Here is an 18867-nt window from a genome sequence, read left to right as displayed (position 1 = left end):
CTATTTGACCTCGACCACAGTGCCCTGCAACCGCTGCAAAGCTTCGTTCACGGCTTGCGGCATGAGCTGGCGCAGGCAGTTGTAATGACCGAAACGGCAGGTGCGGTCGAAGCAAGGGCTGCACTCCAGGCCCAGGCGCACAATCTCGACGTGTTCGGCCAAAGGTGGCGTGAAACCCGGCGATGTCGAGCCGTAGACCGCGACCAGCGGGCGGTTCAGCGCCGCAGCAACGTGCATCAGGCCGGAGTCGTTGGACACCACCGAATCAGCACAGGACATCAGGTCGATGGCTTCAGCCAGCGAGGTGCCGCCGCTGAGGTTCACCGACTCTTCACGCAGACCCGGAATCAGCCGCGCGCGAATGTCTTCGCCGACCGCGTGATCGTTTTTCGAGCCGAACAACCAGACTTGCCAGCCTTCGCGGATTTTCGCTTCGGCGACTTTGGCGTAATGCTCGGACGGCCAGCGCTTGGACTCGCCGAACTCAGCGCCGGGGCACAGCGCCAACACCGGACGGTCCAGGGTCAGGCCGAACTTGGCCAGCGCCGTCTCGCGAGTGACCGGGTCGATCCGCAGGCTCGGCCGCGGATACGGTTTCGGCAGCTCGACACCGGGCTCGAAGGCCAGGGCCATGAAGCGCTCGATCATCAGCGGATAACGTTCTTTATCCAGGGTCCGCACATCATTGAGCAGACCGTAGCGGAACTCGCCACGCCAGCCCGTACGTTTCGGGATGCCGGCAAAGAACGGCACGAGCGCCGACTTCAGGGAGTTGGGCAACAGGATCGCCTGGTCATACTGGCCGGCCAGGGATTTACCGATGCGTCGACGCGTCGCCAGTTCCAGGGCGCCATGGCCGAGCGGAAAGCTCAAGGCCTGACGGACTTCGGGCATACGCTCAAGAATCGGCCGGCTCCACTCGGGGGCCAGGACGTCGATTTCGCACTGCGGGTGGCGCTGCTTGAGGCACTGAAACAGTGTCTGCGCCATCACCATGTCACCGACCCAGCTGGGCCCAACGATCAGAATTTTCATGTGGTTTCCAAAAACGAAACCGGGGAGGCATACGCCTCCCCGCCTCGAGAATCACTGTGGGAGCAGGGTTGCTTGCGATGGGTCATCACCTTCAACATTGCTGTCGACTGTCACTCCGCTATCGCGAGCAGGCTCGCTCCTACATTGGGTATTGGTGCACATCCAGTGCTGCAGCCTAGCTGCCTCAATCTACAAAACAACGCAGATCTACTGTGGGAGCGGGCTTGCTCGCGAAGAGGCCATCACATTCAACATCCATGTCGACTGACACTCCGCCTTCGCGAGCAAGCCCGCTCCCACATTTGAATCGTGTCGCTTAACTCAATCCCAGCTCACGCCAGATCCGCATTACCTGGCGCCGTTCGTCCACGAACTGATCACCCGGTATCACGCCAGGGTCCTTCTGCAAGGCCTGTCGGTGAGCGGCGGAACGGTAGGCTTTATAAGCCTCTCGCAGCAGACTGGCATCTTCGGCGGGCATCAGCCCTTCGTGTTCCAGCTCTTCCAGAATGCGGATATTGTCCGTCCAGCGCAGCAATGGCGGATGTGTTTCGGACCACGCCAAGGCCGCGTATTGCACCATAAATTCAATATCGACGATACCTCCGGCGTCCTGCTTGAGGTCGAATGGCGCCGTGGCCTCGAAGGCATTTGCCCCGGTGCCGGCCATCGTGCTCTTGCTGCCGAGGTTATCGCGCATCTTGGCGCGCATCTCGCTGACCTCCTGACGCAAGGTCGCCAGATCGCGCGTTTTACCCAATACCGCCGCGCGGACTTTCTCGAAAGCCTGGCCGACATCCTTGCTGCCCACCAGTACCCGCGCCCGCACCAGCGCCTGATGCTCCCAGGTCCAGGCTTCGTTTTCCTGATAGCGGGCAAACGCCCCGACCGAACTCACCAGCAACCCCGAGGCGCCTGACGGCCGCAGCCGCATATCGACTTCATACAGCTGACCGGAGTTGGTCTGCGTCGTAATCAAATGAATGATCCGCTGCCCCAGGCGGGTGAAAAATTGCGCGCCGTCGATGGGTTTCGCCCCGTCAGTCTCGGCCTGCGGATCGCCGTCATGGATGAACACCAGGTCCAGGTCCGAACCATGCCCCAGTTCCAGACCACCGACTTTCCCATAACCGACAATGATGAAGCCGGGATCGCACAACGTGCCGTCGGTGCGCAGCGGCGTGCCATATTTGGCCACGGTCTGGCGCCAGGCCAGGGCCAGCACTTGTTCGAGGATCGCTTCGGCCAGCCAGGTCAGGTAATCGCTGACTTTCATCAATGGCAGGCTGCCGGCGATTTCCGAAGCGGCAACCCGCAAGCGGTGCGCCAGTTTGAAATGGCGCAAGGCTTCCATTTGCTGTTCGAGGTCGTCTTCGGGAATCCGCGTCAGGCGCTCGCGCAACTCGGCGGCCAGCTCCGGCGCCAATGGCGGTTTGAACAGCCGGCCTTCATTGAGCAATTCATCCAGCAACAGCGGGAAGCGGGTGATCTGCTCGGCGATCCACGGGCTCGCTGCGCACAAGGTCAGCAAACGCCGCAGCGCGCCGGGATTCTCGGTCAGCAACACCAGGTAGGCAGAACGGCGGGCCACGGCCTCGACCAGCGGCAGCACGCGCTCCAGCACCAGATCGGGGTTGGCATGCTCGACCGCCTGGGCCAGCAACCGTGGAATAAAGGCATCGAGCCGCTCGCGACCCAGACGCTGCATCGCGCGCAATTGAGGGCTGCTGCGCAAACTGGCCAGCGCTTTCAAGGCTTTGGTGGCATCGGCGAAACCGCCCTCTTCCAACTGTCGGCACGCGGCCTCTTCATCCTGGGCTTCTTCCCACAGCGGCAGCCATTCGCCACCGACCACCACTTCGCTTTCGGTGCCTTCCTCTTCATCGGGATCGGCGATCACCTGCCCAAAATGCCAGGCCACGCGTCCACGCCAATGCATCAGTTGCTCTTGGAACGCCGCCCAATCGGCAAAACCCATCATGAAGGCAATACGCGCCTGATCCTGTTCGCCGTCCGGCAGCATCTGGGTCTGGCGGTCGGCGATGGCCTGGATCGCGTGCTCGGTGTAACGCAGGAATTCGTAGCCTTCGCGCAGTTCGCTGATCACCGCGGGCGGCAGGTAACCCTGACCTTCCAGCGTGCTCAGTACTTTTAATAGAGGACGCTGCTGCAGGCTCAGGTCACGGCCACCGTGGATCAATTGGAAGGCCTGGGCGATAAACTCGACTTCACGAATGCCGCCAGAGCCAAGCTTGATGTTGTCGGCCATGCCCTTGCGCCGCACTTCCTGCTGGATCAGCTGCTTCATGGTGCGTAGCGCTTCGATGGCCGAGAAGTCCAAGTAACGTCGGTAAACGAACGGGCGCAACATTTCCTGCAACTGCGCGCCGGCCACTTGATCGCCGGCCACCACCCGCGATTTGATCATCGCGTAGCGTTCCCAGTCGCGGCCCTGATCCTGGTAATACTGCTCCAGAGCATTGAAGCTCAAGACCAGCGCCCCGGCCGAACCATAAGGGCGCAGGCGCATGTCGACGCGAAATACAAAACCGTCGACGGTCATCGGGTCCAGGGCCTTGATCAGGCGCTGGCCAAGCCGGATGAAAAATTCCTGGTTGTCCAGCGGGCGTTTCACCCCGACGGTTTCGCCGCCCTCGGGGTAGGCGAAAATCAGGTCGATGTCCGACGACAGGTTGAGCTCGACGGCGCCGAGCTTGCCCATGCCCAGGATGACCATCTGCTGCGGCTCGCCGCTGCGCCGACCGGTGGGCACGCCGAACTGCTGGCAATGGCGCGAGTACAACCATTGATAAGCCTGATCGATGCTGGCATCGGCCATGTCCGAGAGGTCGCGACAGGTCTGGATCAGATCAGCCTTACGGGTCAGGTCACGCCAGACGATCCGCACTTGATGACGGGTGCGCTGGCGGCGCAAGGCGCGGCCGAGTTCGTCTTCGGTCTCGGCGGCGTTGACCGCGCCAGCGATCTGCGCGCACAGCTCGCCGGGCGCGAAGCTGCGGTCCAGTTCGCCGGACTGCACCAGCGTCAGCAACATCAAAGGGTCACGAACAGATTGTTCAATCACGAAGTCGCTGGCGGCTGTGACGCGGGCAAATTGCGCCCAGCGATCAGGCGTCCACGAGGAAAGACCATGATCGTCGTCCAGCCCGGCAACGGCGGCACGGAACGACTGCTCGGCACGGGTGACAAACGGCAGGAGAATGTCGGGCAGTTCAGCAAGCGTGGGAAGGCTCATGGTCTATCCTTGATCGGCGTGTAAAGGGCGGCATGTAGTGATTTTGCGAAATGCACTACGTGATCGACTGTCGAACAAAGGTTAGAAATAGCTGAAATTTCTTTATTTTTGGCAGACAGCATCAAGCTTTCACCTTTTCCGGTTGGCAAAAGACCAACCTTAACGATTATTCTCACAACGCAGCTGGAGGCCACAAGCCGCTCATCTGTAGTTTTACTACTCGTATATACATTCGAAAGGCTGAAATGCCCGAAGATTTGTAGTAAAACTACACGCCGCCGGAACAACCTCTCGGCAATCCAAGAATTTATATCGTCTGCCCACAAGGCCAGTCGCAAACTCAGGCAACCGATTCTGGAAGCCTTTCCGCCCTGGAGCAAGCCATGCAAGACCTCGATCCCGTCGAAACCCAGGAATGGTTGGACGCCCTGGAATCGGTTCTCGACAAAGAAGGCGAAGACCGCGCTCACTATCTGATGACCCGTATGGGCGAACTGGCGACCCGCAGTGGCTCGCAGCTGCCTTACGCCATCACCACGCCATACCGCAACACCATTCCCGTTACCCACGAAGCACGCATGCCTGGCGACCTGTTCATGGAACGCCGCATTCGCTCGCTGGTACGCTGGAACGCGATGGCCATGGTGATGCGTACGAACCTGAAAGATTCGGACCTGGGCGGTCACATTTCCAGCTTCGCCTCCAGCGCCACGCTGTATGACATCGGCTTCAACTATTTCTTCCAGGCCCCGACCGACGAACACGGCGGCGACCTGATCTACTTCCAGGGTCACACCTCGCCAGGCGTTTACGCCCGTGCGTTCATGGAAGGTCGCATCACCGAAGACCAGATGAACAACTTCCGCCAGGAAGTGGATGGTCACGGCCTGTCGTCCTATCCGCACCCTTGGCTGATGCCTGATTTCTGGCAGTTCCCGACTGTATCCATGGGTCTTGGCCCGATCCAGGCGATCTACCAGGCACGCTTCATGAAGTACCTGGAAGCCCGTGGCTTCATCCCTGAAGGCAAGCAGAAAGTCTGGTGCTTCCTGGGCGACGGCGAGTGCGACGAACCAGAATCCCTGGGCGCGATCTCGCTGGCTGGCCGCGAGAAGCTCGACAACCTGATCTTCGTCATCAACTGCAACCTGCAGCGCCTCGACGGCCCGGTTCGCGGCAACGGCAAGATCATCCAGGAACTCGAAGGCGTGTTCCGCGGTGCTCAGTGGAACGTGACCAAAGTCATCTGGGGCCGTTTCTGGGACCCACTGCTGGCCAAAGACGTCGACGGTATCCTGCAACGCCGCATGGACGAAGTCATCGACGGCGAGTACCAGAACTACAAAGCCAAAGACGGCGCGTTCGTGCGTGAACACTTCTTCAACTCGCCAGAACTCAAGGCGATGGTTGCAGACCTGTCCGACGACGAGATCTGGAAACTCAACCGTGGCGGCCACGACCCGTACAAGGTCTACGCGGCGTACCACGAAGCGGTCAACCACAAAGAACAACCAACCGTCATCCTGGCCAAGACCATCAAAGGTTATGGCACCGGTGCCGGCGAAGCGAAGAACACTGCGCACAACACCAAGAAAGTGGATGTTGAAAGCCTGAAGCTGTTCCGCGATCGTTTCGACATTCCAGTGCGCGACGAAGAGCTGGAAAACCTGCCGTTCTTCAAGCCGGAGCCAAACAGCGCCGAAGCCCGTTACCTGAGCGAGCGCCGCACTGCACTGGGCGGTTTCGTGCCACAGCGCCGCGCGCAGAGCTTCAGCGTGCCGACGCCATCGCTGGACACCCTCAAGGCCATTCTTGATGGTTCGGGCGACCGTGAAATCTCCACCACCATGGCCTTCGTGCGCATCCTGGCGCAACTGGTCAAGGACAAGGAAATCGGCCCGCGCATCGTCCCGATCATCCCGGACGAAGCCCGTACCTTCGGTATGGAAGGCATGTTCCGTCAGTTGGGCATCTACTCGTCCGTCGGCCAGCTCTACGAGCCAGTCGATAAAGACCAGGTGATGTTCTACAAGGAAGACAAGAAGGGCCAGATCCTCGAAGAAGGCATCAACGAAGCGGGCGCCATGAGCTCCTTCATCGCTGCCGGTACTTCGTACTCCAGCCACAACCAGCCAATGCTGCCGTTCTACATCTTCTACTCGATGTTCGGCTTCCAGCGTATCGGCGACCTTGCCTGGGCCGCTGGCGACAGCCGTACCCGTGGTTTCCTGATCGGCGGCACCGCCGGCCGTACCACGCTGAACGGCGAAGGCCTGCAACACGAAGACGGTCACAGCCACATCCTGGCTGCCACCATCCCGAACTGCCGCACCTTTGATCCAACCTACGGCTACGAGCTGGCGGTGATCATCCAGGACGGCATGAAGAAGATGACCGAAGAGCAGCAGGACGTTTTCTACTACATCACCGTGATGAACGAGTCCTACCAGCAGCCAGCCATGCCGGCCGGTGTCGAGGAAGGCATCATCAAGGGCATGTACCTGCTCGAGGAAGACACCCGCGAAGCGGCGCACCACGTTCAGCTGATGGGCTCCGGCACCATCCTGCGTGAAGTCCGCGAAGCGGCGAAAATCCTGCGTGAACAGTTCAACGTCGGCGCCGATGTGTGGAGCGTTACCAGCTTCAACGAACTGCGTCGCGATGGCCTGGCCGTTGAGCGTACCAACCGTCTGCACCCTGGCCAGAAGCCTAAGCTGAGCTACGTCGAAGAGTGCCTGAACGGCCGTAAAGGTCCGGTCATCGCATCTACCGACTACATGAAGCTGTTCGCTGAACAAATTCGTCAGTGGGTCCCGTCCAAGGAATTCAAAGTCCTGGGCACCGATGGTTTCGGCCGCAGTGACAGCCGCAAGAAGCTGCGTCACTTCTTCGAAGTCGACCGTCATTTCGTGGTGTTGGCAGCCCTGGAAGCCTTGGCTGACCGTGGTGACATCGAACCTAAGGTGGTGGCTGAAGCCATCGTCAAGTTCGGTATCAACCCGGAAAAACGCAACCCACTGGACTGCTGAGGAGACACTCTGTGAGCGAACTCATTCGCGTACCTGACATCGGCAGCGGTGAAGGTGAAGTAATTGAACTGTTTGTGAAGGTCGGCGACCGTATCGAAGCCGATCAGAGCATCCTGACACTTGAGTCGGACAAGGCGAGCATGGAAGTGCCTGCGCCAAAAGCCGGCATCATCAAGAGCCTGAAAGTAAAGCTGGGCGATCGCCTGAAAGAAGGCGACGAACTGCTGGAGCTGGAAGTCGAAGGTGCCGCTGCTGCGGCCCCTGCGGCTGCCGCTGCGCCAGCTGCCAAGGCTGAAGCTGCACCTGCTGCCGCGCCTGCCGCTGCTCCTGCTCCAGCTGCCGCACCGGCTGCCGCTTCGGTTCAGCAAGTGCACGTACCGGACATCGGTTCGTCGGGCAAGGCCCAGATCATCGAGATCCAGGTCAAGGTCGGCGACACCGTCGAGGCTGATCAGTCGTTGATCACCCTGGAATCCGACAAGGCAAGCATGGAAATCCCATCGCCTGCCGCTGGCGTGGTCAAGGCCATCAGCGTCAAGCTCAATGACGAAGTCGGCACTGGCGACCTGATCCTGGACCTGGAAGTGGCGGGTGCTGCGGCACCGGCTGCAGCCGCTCCAGCTCAGGCAGCTGCACCGGCCGCCGCTGCTCCGGCACCTGCCGCTGCGGCCCCGGCTGCACCGGTTGCTGACAGCGTTCAGGACATTCACGTCCCGGACATCGGTTCGTCGGGCAAGGCCAAGATCATCGAAGTCCTGGTCAAGGCCGGCGACACCGTTGAAGCCGACCAGTCACTGATCACCCTGGAATCCGACAAGGCGAGCATGGAAATTCCATCGCCAGCCGCTGGCGTGGTGGAAAGTATTTCCGTCAAGCTGGACGACGAAGTCGGTACTGGCGACCTGATCCTCAAGCTGAAAGTCAAAGGTGCTGCTCCGGCAGCAGCTCCGGCACCAGCCGCCGCGCCTGCTGCACCTGCGGCGGCCAAGGCTGAAGCGGCACCTGCTGCCGCTGCACCTGCTGCCGCTGCACCGGCCAAGCCGGGCGCCAAGGTCCACGCAGGCCCCGCTGTACGCCAACTGGCCCGTGAGTTCGGTGTCGAGCTGAGCGCCGTCGGCGCCAGTGGCCCGCACGGTCGCATCCTGAAGGAAGACGTGCAGGTTTACGTCAAAGCCATGATGCAGAAGGCCAAGGAAGCACCGGCAGCCGCTGCTGGCGCAACCGGCGGCGCGGGCATCCCGCCGATTCCGGTCGTGGACTTCAGCCGCTTCGGTGAAACCGAAGAAGTGCCAATGACTCGCCTGATGCAAATCGGCGCGTCGAGCCTGCATCGCAGCTGGCTGAACATTCCGCACGTGACTCAGTTCGACTCGGCTGATATCACCGAGCTGGAAGCGTTCCGTATCGCTCAGAAAGCCGTTGCAGAGAAGGCTGGCGTCAAGCTGACCATCCTGCCGCTGCTGCTTAAATCCTGCGCGCACCTGCTCAAGGAACTGCCGGACTTCAACAGTTCGCTGGCACCAAGCGGCAAAGCGATCATCCGCAAGAAGTACGTCAACATCGGCTTCGCCGTCGACACCCCTGAAGGCCTGCTGGTACCGGTCATCAAGAACGTCGATCAGAAGAGCCTGTTGCAACTGGCCGCCGAAGCCGCCGCGCTGGCTGCCAAGGCCCGCGACAAAAAGCTCACCGCCGACGACATGCAAGGCGCCTGCTTCACCATTTCCAGCCTCGGCCACATTGGCGGCACCGGCTTCACGCCGATCGTCAACGCGCCGGAAGTGGCGATCCTTGGTGTCTCCAAGGCAACCATCCAGCCAGTCTGGGACGGCAAAGCCTTCCAGCCGAAACTGATGCTGCCGCTGTCGCTGTCCTACGATCACCGTGTGATCAACGGCGCCGCTGCTGCACGCTTCACCCAGCGTCTGAGCAGCCTTCTGGCGGACATCCGCACCATCTTGCTGTAACAACGGCCGGCCCTCCTTCATTGGAGGGCCGTTCGCGTTCCACGTTTTCCGAGCGCCACGCTCGTACCTCAACCCCGCCAATTTGGCGGGGCTTTTTTTGCCTGGGATAAAGCATTTTCCTACGGCCCCAGCTGACCCCGCCCACAACTCAGGTCCACTTTCGCGCGATATTTTTCTTCGCTCAATAACTAGGCTTAGTTCAACCGGAAGTTCTAATAAACCCTGAGAACTTCCTTTGCTTAGTTAGCGTTATTTCGAATGGATTCGAACATGCTCAAACCGACTGTTGGCCCAATCATTGGCCACACCACAACTAATCACGTGCGTATTTTTCTGCGCGGTGAACATCAAGATGACTCACTGGTCTTTGCCGGCATCCGCTACCGGCGTGAAGGAGAAGTGCGTTGGTCCCAAGGTGTTTTTTCCAAATTGTCCATCCTGCGCGACATGTCCGATGTGATCGCTCTCAATGACTTATCCACCGACACCGAGTACGAATATCAAGCCGGATGGTTCAGCCCCATGAGCCCGGTGCACACCGTCGAAACGGTTCAGGAGTTACCGCTGCAATGGCCTCGGGAGACGTATCGTTTCCGCACACAGTCCAGCAAAACCACGACACCGCGGGCGTATATCGTTGGATCCTGCCGCTATCTGCGAATGACCGCAGGAGTGCCATCGGCGCCGCATCTGGGCGACAGGATCTTCGGTTCGATCACCCGGCTTGCGCAGCAGGCTGAACCGCCCATCAGCGCCATGCTGATGACCGGCGACCAAATCTATGTCGATGACTTGAACGTTATTGCTCCCGACCGGGAGTACAAGGAAATACTCAGAAAGTATCGCATTGCCTTTTCTCAGCCGCACATCGCAAAGTTAATGTCCGGCACGCCGACTTACATGATCCTCGACGACCATGAAATAGAAGACAACTGGCCCGCCAACAAAAGTAAGGCTGATGCCTATTTATATAAAAATGCCATGGCCGCCTATGAGCTCTATCAAGCCAGCCACGGCCCAGCGCATGAACTTCTGCCCAGCGGACAACCCAGCAAGAAACTGGAACAGTATTGGTATCAGTTCACCGAAGGTGACATTGAATGGTTTGTCACTGACAGCCGGACCCGACGCAATTTGTCCGCCGATGATCGACGGATACTCGACGAAGAGCAGGAACAGGCGCTGAGCAAATGGCTGATCCACAGCCCGGCCAGGGTCAAATGCGTGGTCACCAGCGTGATGTTCTACCCCGACCGCAAATCGCAAGGCGATGACGCCTGGAAAGCGTTTCCGGAACAACGACTACGACTGCTGGAAACCATTCGTACACAGCGCATCAAGAATGTCCTGTTCATTTCCGGCGATGTCCATGGCTCCCTCACCAGTCGCCTGACCCACAGCGAGGATCCTGACTTCGAAGTGCACACCATCGTGTCTTCGCCGTTGTGCAACAGCAAATTGCTGCCGTATGCCAAGGCGTCAACCTTCATGCTTGATCAGCCACTGGTACAAACCGCGGCCGGAGACTATCGGCATCAGCTGACCAGCGACGTGATCAGCCAGGACAACTTTGCCCACCTGATCGTTGATCAGGCGCAAATACGGGTCAATTATCACGACCGTGATGGCAAGCCACTGCAATCGATCACGATTGCTTTGCGTTAACCGAAAAAAATCGCAGCCCTGGGCCACGCCTGTGGCTGTGATTTCTTGCGCAAAAGCATTACTTTCGGTCACTGGCTGGAGAAATCCTCGTCGCTGCCGACATATTCTTATAGCACTTGGCCTTCATGTCTCTTGTCAGTCAGTGTCGCAATGATGCAACCTTGCCGCAGGCAACAGTTAAGAGGGCGAGAGCCCGGCGCGATCAGCACATTCGAAGCGAGTTTCCCTCAATGAAAAGCCAACCCGATGCCGCCAGCCGTATGGTGGCCGAGGTAGTGACGCAATTGCCTGTGCCCTCGCGGCTCGGCATGCTGCGTTTCGAACGGCTGAATGAAGCTAGCTGGGCGCTGCTGTTCCTCGATCCCAATTGCGAACGACAGTTTGGTGTGCCCGCCGTGGAGCTCTGCGCCCTGGTCGACTCGCCTTACGCCAGCCTGATGGAGCCCGAAGCGCGCTATCAACTGCACGACGCGATTCAGCAGCAACTCAGCGACGGCCCCAATTACCTGATCCGCTACAAACTGCACACCGCCAAGGGCTCCCTGAGCCTGCTCGAACTCGGCGAAGCCTACCGACAACACAATCGACACCTGCTGCGCGGCTACCTGATGGTCGTGGACGGATTGTTCGAGGACGGACAACTGCTGCCCACGCTTGACCTGGAAACCCAGAATTCGCGCCTGCAAATCGCCCTGGAACTCAATCAGCGCGCCCAACTGGAACAATTGCAGCATCTGGATCGGGTGCGCGCCCAGCAAGACCTGATCCTGCTGCTGACCCGCCAGCGCTACAGCAGCAACAACTCCCTGCAAGAAGCCGCTGAGCTGATCACCCGCAGCGCCTGTGATATCTACGAAATCGACTGCGCCAGCCTGTGGAACCTCGAAGGTTCGCTGCTGATACCGATCTCGGCCTATCACCGCGCCTGCGGGGAATATCAATTGCCCGAGCCGATCGATGTCAGCGGCTTCCCGGATTACCTCGAGGCCTTGCACAGCAGCCGCGCCATAGACGCGCACAACGCCATGCGCGATCCGCGCACCCGGGAAATGGCCGAAAGCCTGCGTCCGCGTAATGTGAACGCCATGCTTGACGCCAGTATCCGTGTCGACGGCCAGGTGGTTGGCGTGCTCTGTCTGGAGCAGACCGGCGTGACCCGCGCCTGGCAGTCGGACGAAATCGCCTTCGCCGGCGAGCTGGCCGACCAGTTCGCCCAGGTCATCAACAACCATAATCGCCGCACCGCCACCAGCGCGCTGCACCTGTTCCAGCGTGCGGTCGAGCAAAGCGCCAACGCCTTTTTGCTGGTCAATTGCGACGGCGTGGTGGAATACGTAAACCCCAGCTTCACGGCGATCACCCAGTACAGCACCGAAGAAGTCCATGGCCAGCGGCTATCGGAACTGCCGGCGCTGGAAAACCTCAGCGAGCTGCTGTTCGACGCGCCCTCGGCGCTGGCCAAGAGCAACAGCTGGCAGGGTGAGTTCAAGAGCCGGCGTAAAAACCTCGAACCGTACTGGGGCCAGTTGTCGATTTCCAAGGTTTACGGCGACAACCGTGAGCTGACGCATTACATCGGCATCTACGAAGACATCACCCAGACCAAGCTCGCCCAGCAGCGCATCGAGCGCCTGGCCTACACCGACAACCTGACCAACCTCGGCAACCGACCGGCGTTCATCCGTAACCTCGATGAACGCTTCGCCCGAGACAGCGATACCCCGATCAGCCTGCTGCTGGTGGACATCGACAATTTCAAGCGGATCAACGACAGCCTCGGCCACCAGACGGGCGACAAGTTGTTGATCAGCCTGGCCCGACGCCTGCGCAACAGCCTGAGCCCGAGCGGCAGCCTGGCGCGTTTCGCCAGTAACGAATTCGCCGTGTTGCTCGACAACACAGACCTTTCGATGGGCCAAGAAGTCGCCAATCAATTGCTCGCGACCCTCGACAAGCCGATGTTCGTCGACAACCAGCTGATCAGCGTCACCGGTTCCGTAGGCCTGGCCTGCGCGCCACTGCACGGTCGCGATCCACAGACCCTGATGCGTAACGCCGGCCTGGCGCTGCACAAGGCCAAGGCCAACGGCAAACATCAGGTCCAGGTGTTCACCGAAGCGCTGAACGCCGAAGCCAGCTACAAACTGTTCGTCGAGAACAATTTGCGCCGCGCCCTGACCCAGAATGAGCTGGACGTGTTCTATCAGCCCAAGCTGTGCCTGCGCAGCGGTCGCTTGCTGGGCATGGAAGCGCTGCTGCGCTGGAACCATCCGGAAAAAGGCATGATCCGCCCGGACCAGTTCATCAGCGTCGCCGAAGAAACCGGGCTGATCATTCCGATCGGCAAATGGATCGCCCGCCAGGCCTGCCGCATGAGCAAAGACCTGACTGCCGCCGGCCTGGGCAATCTGCAAGTGGCGATCAACCTGTCGCCCAAGCAGTTTTCCGACCCGGACCTGGTGTCGTCGATTGCCAACATCCTCAAGGAAGAAGCGCTGCCGGCGAACCTGCTGGAGCTGGAACTGACAGAAGGCCTGCTGCTGGAAGCCACCGAGGACACACACCTGCAGCTCGATCAGCTCAAGCGGCTGGGCCTGACCCTGGCCATGGATGACTTCGGCACCGGTTACTCATCGCTCAGTTACCTGAAAAAATTCCCGATCGACATCATCAAGATCGATCGCAGCTTCATCCATGAAATCCCGGACAACCAGGACGACATGGAAATCACCTCCGCCGTGATCGCCATGGCCCACAACCTGAAACTCAAGGTCGTGGCTGAAGGCATCGAGACTGCCGAACAACTGGCCTTCTTGCGCCGCCACCGCTGCGACGTCGGCCAGGGCTACCTGTTCGACCGCCCTATCCCGGGTTCCGAGCTGATCGAAAAGCTCAAGCGCTACCCGCGCGGCCCGCTCGTCTGACAGCCCACATCCTCGTGTGACACCCCCCGCCCCCTGTGGGAGCGAGCTTGCTCGCGATGGCGGCGCGCCAGTCAGCGTCCATGCCACTGATACACCGCTATCGCGAGCAAGCTCGCTCCCACAGGGGCACACGGGTAGTGCGTAACCGGACAGCATTGGGCAAACTGGCGGTCTGATTCCCTACACCCCAACCTGACTGAGAGGACTGATCATGGTCTTGCGCTCGGAAATCCTGGTGAACAAAAACGTGCTCCCTACCAAAGAACAAGCTCTGCCCGGCCGCGAAACCCCAATGACCGTGCCGGAAAAGCACTTCGTCCACGACGCCCCGCTGCTGGGCCCGTTCGCGATGGACGTGGATTTTGCGATCTTCGGCCTGGGTTGTTTCTGGGGCGCCGAGCGCAAGTTCTGGCAGCGCGAAGGCGTGGTCAGCACGGTGGTGGGTTACGCCGGCGGCTTTACCCCGAACCCGACGTATGAAGAAGTCTGCTCGGGCCTGACTGGCCACAGCGAAGTGGTATTGGTGGTCTACGAGCCGGCGAAAGTCAGCTACGAAGCGCTGCTGAAGATGTTCTGGGAGCTGCACAACCCAACCCAAGGCATGCGCCAGGGTAACGACATCGGCACCCAGTACCGTTCTGTGATCTACGCCACCAACCCGACGCAACTGGCCGCCGCCAAGCACAGCAAAGACGTGTTCCAGGCCGAACTGACCAAGGCTGGAAAAGGCGAAATCACCACTGAAATCGACGAAGCGCCGACGGTCTACTTCGCCGAGGCGTATCACCAGCAATACCTGGCCAAGAACCCGGAAGGGTATTGCGGGATTGGCGGTACAGGCGTGACCTGCCCGATCTGACCCCGCACTGATCGTTCCCACGCTCTGCGTGGGAATGCCTCAATGGACGCTCTGCGTCCGCTTCGGCTGGGACGCGGAGCGTCCCGGGCTGCATTCCCACGCGGAGCGTGGGAACGATCGATCAACGATCAACTCTCGGCGATCAACCAATCCATCTGCCACCCGCCCTGGGTCTGCCCAAGCTTCTTGGACAACCACGGCAGCAGTTCACGCAATTCCTCTTCCAGGCCCCACGGCGGATTCGCAATCGCCAACCCGGAACCATTCAAACTGTTCGGCGTATCCAGCGGATGCACCAGCAACTCCACACGCAACAACTTCGGCGCGCCGCTGCCAGCCAGATCCTGATAAAAACGCCGCAACAAACGCTGGTCCTTCACCGGGTACCAGATCGCCGCCACGGTTTGACGCATCCGGCCAATCGCCTCTTTCAGCGAAGCCGCACAGCGCTGCATCTCATCAAGCTGTTCAAACGGTGGATCAATCAACATCACCGCCCGCTTCTCTTGCACCGGCAACATCGCGCGAGGCACATGCCAGCCTTCGCCCAGGTGCACCTTCACCCGACGGTCGCCGGCCATGTTGTCCTTGAGCAACACGCCGTCTTCGGGGTGCTTCTCATTGAGCATCACCCGATCCTGCGGCCGCGTCAGGCGCCGCGCCAACTCAGGCGACCCCGGGTAATAGCGCAACTGGCCATCCGGGTTCATGTCGTGCAGCACCTTCATATAGTCGGCGGTCAACGCGGGCAGATCCGGCTGATCCCACAAACGCGCAATACCTTCCAGGTACTCACCGGTACGGCTCGCCTGATCACCCTGCAGGTCATACAGACCAATGCCGGCGTGAGTATCGAGATAGGCAAACGGCTGCTCCTTGCGCGACATCAAGGCGATGAGGCGGGTCAAAGTCAGGTGTTTGAACACATCGGCGTGATTGCCGGCATGGAAGGCGTGACGATAATTCATGATTGCTCCTGCGAAGGCCGGGAAGTTTACCTTGTACGGCGCCGAACGTCAGGGCCTCACAGCCGAGCGGACACTCCACAAGCTGATCGTTCCCACGCTCCCGCGTGGGAACGCCTCAAGGGACGCTCCGCGTTCCAGTCGCGCCGCCGGTGTCGAGTCGGGCATCGAATGTGACGCAGAGCGTCACGGGCTGCATTCCCACGCGGGAGCGTGGGAACGATCACTCTGCGGCGCTACTCCGAAGACCGAGCCCGCAACCGCCGCCCAATCACGTCCAACACATCACAGCCATCACGCAATGGAATGGCGCAGAGCAACGCAAAATCACTAAGAATGAACGACTCACACTCGACGGAGCCGCGCATCGACATGTTCTCCAGCACTTGGGTAACGGCTCGGATTCGATAGTTGGCGGCGTCGTATAAAACATCGAGCGGCGCATGGGTATCGACGAACAGCGTGGGCATGTCAGTGCAGTTGCTGGTGAGGGCCATGAAGCGGTTTTTGGGGTGGGGGATTGGTTTTTCGTAGGGTGGATCGGGGTGAAGATTTTTCATAATTAAAACCTCTGGTAGTAATGGGCGCTACCATCGGCCTTCCTACAGGCTTGGGTGGCAGCTATACGCGGGGTAGGAATATCGAGACCAGAGAACTCGACCACACCGAAGCGTGCCCGCGCACAGCCGCCGCAACTGATCTTACGGACGCATGTTGATGGCCGCAATTCAGGTGTCGACGCCGAAGCGTCCTCTCTAGTCTTGAAGGGTTCCTACACCCTGCCACTGAATTTTCAGTGACCACCAGAGACTATCGATGGAATGCATTTCAAACCAGTTCATGGAAACCGATACGAGTTGAAGGAAACTTCCGAAGACCTTGCCCAGAAATTTCGCTATATCGGCCTATCGGGATGCTTCGTCACTCACCACGTGGTTCTATCTTCCTGACTCGCTTTGAGCAAATCGCCTTCCCAAACTTCTAGCGCCAGCGTGTAGACATGCTGCCCCCCCCCCTGGGGCTCTCCAATTTGTACCACTCCTCACGAAATCCCTTACCCTCCAACGAAATCCGACACACCTATGTAAACGCTGCAAGCGGCACAAAAAACCTTTATTACTCAAACTGCTTCAATGTTAACTTGGCATAGCACTCATAATAAAACTTCGATCCACCGTCACTTTGATCATTCCTAAAATCAAGAACCTGCTTATATAGCGACTGGACCGCAGGATCATTAATCGTCCGCATACTGTCTAAAACCAAGCAAAGCTTGTAAAACTCATCCTCTCGTTTCAAATTTTCCTGTCGATACTCATCCCTCGACATAATTCCGCGAAACCGAGAGCTATGAAACGGCAATTTTGCACATTGGCGAAACATCCATAAAAAACATTTAGAAAGCAAACGTGCAAAATACAATCTACTCGGGCAAGCTGGATCGGCCGCCAACTCCAACAAACCTTTTGCACCAAAGATATCCATTACTGCGCTTTGGAAAATTGCAGCTTCACCATCATCGCCACTTTCATACATGTCAATAACGATATCGTCGTTATACGCCCATTCCAGTACCAATTCTCGCGTTATACTCTCAGACATTAAATCTCACCACTTAGATCGATCTTCAAAACTAGCTTTTTGAAGATCACTCTTCCACTTCTCACCAGCCAACTTATAAATATCCTCAAAAAAACCTCGATGATCGTCTATCTCCGTTTCATCCCAAGCCATAGACGTATTTGTCTCGTAATCGCTTTCAAACTGTTTAGAAAAATCAAAATTCAACTGTGCTAAAGCATCCTCAAGTATTTTAAACATCAAAAAACGATGCCTATACGGCAAATGCTCGAGACGAGCCAAGATGAACTTCCTAATAATTTTCTCTCTATCACTACTATCATTTGGGTTATATACCCGCAGTGCCTCACCGAGTGTTTCCTCACGATCAAAAACAGAGACACCTCCCAGCCAGTACAATAGCGTTGGCTCAAAAGGAAGGTCATACATAGGCCACTTCAACATTTTATTATCCTAATCTGGGAATGCAGTATAGGGCTTGACAAGACCGCCCTGACGAAACCTGACCTCTGAGTAATTCAACTCATCTATATAGTGTGGATTATCTAGATCTTTTTTATTTGGTTTGTAACCTCTACCACCACCCGGCATTTCCTTCCTTACAACGGGATCCCCTGATTGGGTAAAACCCGTGGGAGCAGGTGGGTTTCGCCTCATCCTAGAAACCGCATCATTTATCGCATTCATCTGGAGTAACCAGCTTTTGAACTGTGAACTGGGATTAATTTTTTCCTTTTTTCCTTTTTTTGTTGGATGACTCCCATCAATCGATCTCTGCTTTAGCGGTACATCTGGAATTTCGGGATTATGCTTCGCAACAGTGTGCATGTCGTACTCGTCCTCCCATTCCAAAACCCGCCGCTTAGCGTTCGCCTCAGCCAACACATCAATCCGCGCCCTCCGCTGATCACCCGACAGCTTCGGCAGCGCCGGCTCACCCTCATCAACCCTAACGCCAGTCGTATCATCAGGCGCCTGACACCCTGGCTTATTCGGCGGCGGGCAGCTCCCGCTCAACCCCAACGGATCAACCCACCCCGTCGGATTCGGCGTGTATTGATACTGGTTCAGCCCACCCGCCAACTTGACCGGGTCCGGCGTCAGGTAGCGGCCGATCTCTGGATCATAGTACCGATGCCGGTTGTAGTGCAGGCCGCTCTCGGCGTCGAAGTATTGGCCCTGAAACCGTAACGGCTGCTCAAGCTGCTCGCCCCCACCAAATGCCAAATGCGTGACTTTGCCGTAGGCGTTGTACTTCGCCGACCATACGATCTCACCACCAAAATCGGTCAGTTCCTGCGGCGTACCCAGGTGGTCGAGTTGGTAGTAGAACGGACAGGCTTTTCTCGGGCCTTTGCCGTCGAGCATGGCCAGGGGGCGGAAGGTGCCGGGTTCGTAGACGTAGCTGCGGTAGTGTTCGTGGCTGCTTTCGGCGACGAGGTGATCGCCTTGCCAGAAGAATTCGGTGGTTTTGCCGTCGACGGTTTTGGCGATGCGGCGGCCGAAGGCGTCGTAGCGGTAACTGGAGCAACGACCGTCCGGGGTGGTGACGCCGATCAGACGGTGTTGGCAGTCGTAGCGGTAGT

12 protein-coding genes are annotated in these 18867 nt (G+C 58.5%); 5 read left to right on the top strand and 7 right to left on the bottom strand.

Going from position 1 to position 18867, the window contains the following annotated elements:
* Both waaF and glnE read right to left on the bottom strand, forming a co-directional pair.
* Entirely contained in the window at positions 1–1035 is a 1035-nt protein-coding gene (gene waaF / locus QRN31_RS28080; RefSeq protein ID WP_285435945.1) for a lipopolysaccharide heptosyltransferase II, read from the bottom strand.
* Positions 1036–1351: 316 nt separating this feature from the next.
* Positions 1352–4291 carry a bifunctional [glutamate--ammonia ligase]-adenylyl-L-tyrosine phosphorylase/[glutamate--ammonia-ligase] adenylyltransferase gene (gene glnE / locus QRN31_RS28075; RefSeq protein WP_285435943.1) on the bottom strand — a complete coding sequence of 980 codons (2940 nt, stop codon included), beginning with the start codon at positions 4289–4291 and terminating at the stop codon, positions 1352–1354.
* Between the two features lie 383 nt (positions 4292–4674).
* On the opposite strand from glnE, the gene aceE reads away from it, so the two are divergent.
* The 5 genes from aceE to msrA all read left to right on the top strand — a co-directional run bounded on the left by aceE (position 4675) and on the right by msrA (position 14735).
* Entirely contained in the window at positions 4675–7320 is a 2646-nt protein-coding gene (aceE, locus tag QRN31_RS28070; protein WP_285435942.1) for a pyruvate dehydrogenase (acetyl-transferring), homodimeric type, read from the top strand.
* A gap of 11 nt (positions 7321–7331) precedes the next feature.
* Positions 7332–9287 (top strand): dihydrolipoyllysine-residue acetyltransferase, encoded by a 1956-nt coding sequence (gene aceF / locus QRN31_RS28065; RefSeq protein WP_285435940.1) that lies wholly within the window; start codon positions 7332–7334, stop codon positions 9285–9287.
* A 270-nt stretch (positions 9288–9557) separates the two neighbouring features.
* Positions 9558–10952 carry an alkaline phosphatase D family protein gene (locus QRN31_RS28060; RefSeq protein ID WP_285435938.1) on the top strand — a complete coding sequence of 465 codons (1395 nt, stop codon included), beginning with the start codon at positions 9558–9560 and terminating at the stop codon, positions 10950–10952.
* A 230-nt stretch (positions 10953–11182) separates the two neighbouring features.
* Positions 11183–13876: a sensor domain-containing phosphodiesterase gene (locus QRN31_RS28055; RefSeq protein ID WP_285435936.1), complete on the top strand. Its 2694-nt coding sequence runs from the start codon at positions 11183–11185 to the stop codon at positions 13874–13876.
* Positions 13877–14087: 211 nt separating this feature from the next.
* Positions 14088–14735 (top strand): peptide-methionine (S)-S-oxide reductase MsrA, encoded by a 648-nt coding sequence (gene msrA, locus QRN31_RS28050; protein WP_285435934.1) that lies wholly within the window; start codon positions 14088–14090, stop codon positions 14733–14735.
* 128 nt (positions 14736–14863) lie between these two features.
* Here msrA and QRN31_RS28045 read toward each other — a convergent pair whose 3' ends face one another.
* From QRN31_RS28045 to QRN31_RS28025, 5 genes are all read right to left on the bottom strand, one after another.
* On the bottom strand, positions 14864–15703 hold the full coding sequence (locus QRN31_RS28045) for a 23S rRNA (adenine(2030)-N(6))-methyltransferase RlmJ (protein WP_285435933.1): 840 nt from the start codon (positions 15701–15703) through the stop codon (positions 14864–14866).
* A 233-nt stretch (positions 15704–15936) separates the two neighbouring features.
* On the bottom strand, positions 15937–16260 hold the full coding sequence (locus QRN31_RS28040; RefSeq protein ID WP_285435931.1) for a hypothetical protein: 324 nt from the start codon (positions 16258–16260) through the stop codon (positions 15937–15939).
* Between the two features lie 556 nt (positions 16261–16816).
* A complete protein-coding gene (locus tag QRN31_RS28035) occupies positions 16817–17302 on the bottom strand; it encodes a hypothetical protein (protein WP_285435930.1) in 486 nt (161 codons plus the stop codon).
* A 6-nt stretch (positions 17303–17308) separates the two neighbouring features.
* The gene (locus tag QRN31_RS28030; RefSeq protein ID WP_285435929.1) at positions 17309–17725 is read right to left on the bottom strand and encodes a hypothetical protein; all 417 of its coding nucleotides are present in this window, start codon (positions 17723–17725) and stop codon (positions 17309–17311) included.
* 9 nt (positions 17726–17734) lie between these two features.
* Positions 17735–18867, bottom strand: a 1133-nt coding sequence (locus QRN31_RS28025; RefSeq protein ID WP_285435928.1) for an RHS repeat domain-containing protein, incomplete at its 5' end; no start/stop codon positions are given.

This window comes from Pseudomonas sp. fls2-241-R2A-110 (assembly GCF_030209165.1).
Lineage (GTDB): Bacteria > Pseudomonadota > Gammaproteobacteria > Pseudomonadales > Pseudomonadaceae > Aquipseudomonas.
Note: the sequence above shows the minus strand (reverse complement) of the source record. Positions and strands in the feature narration are given on the sequence as shown.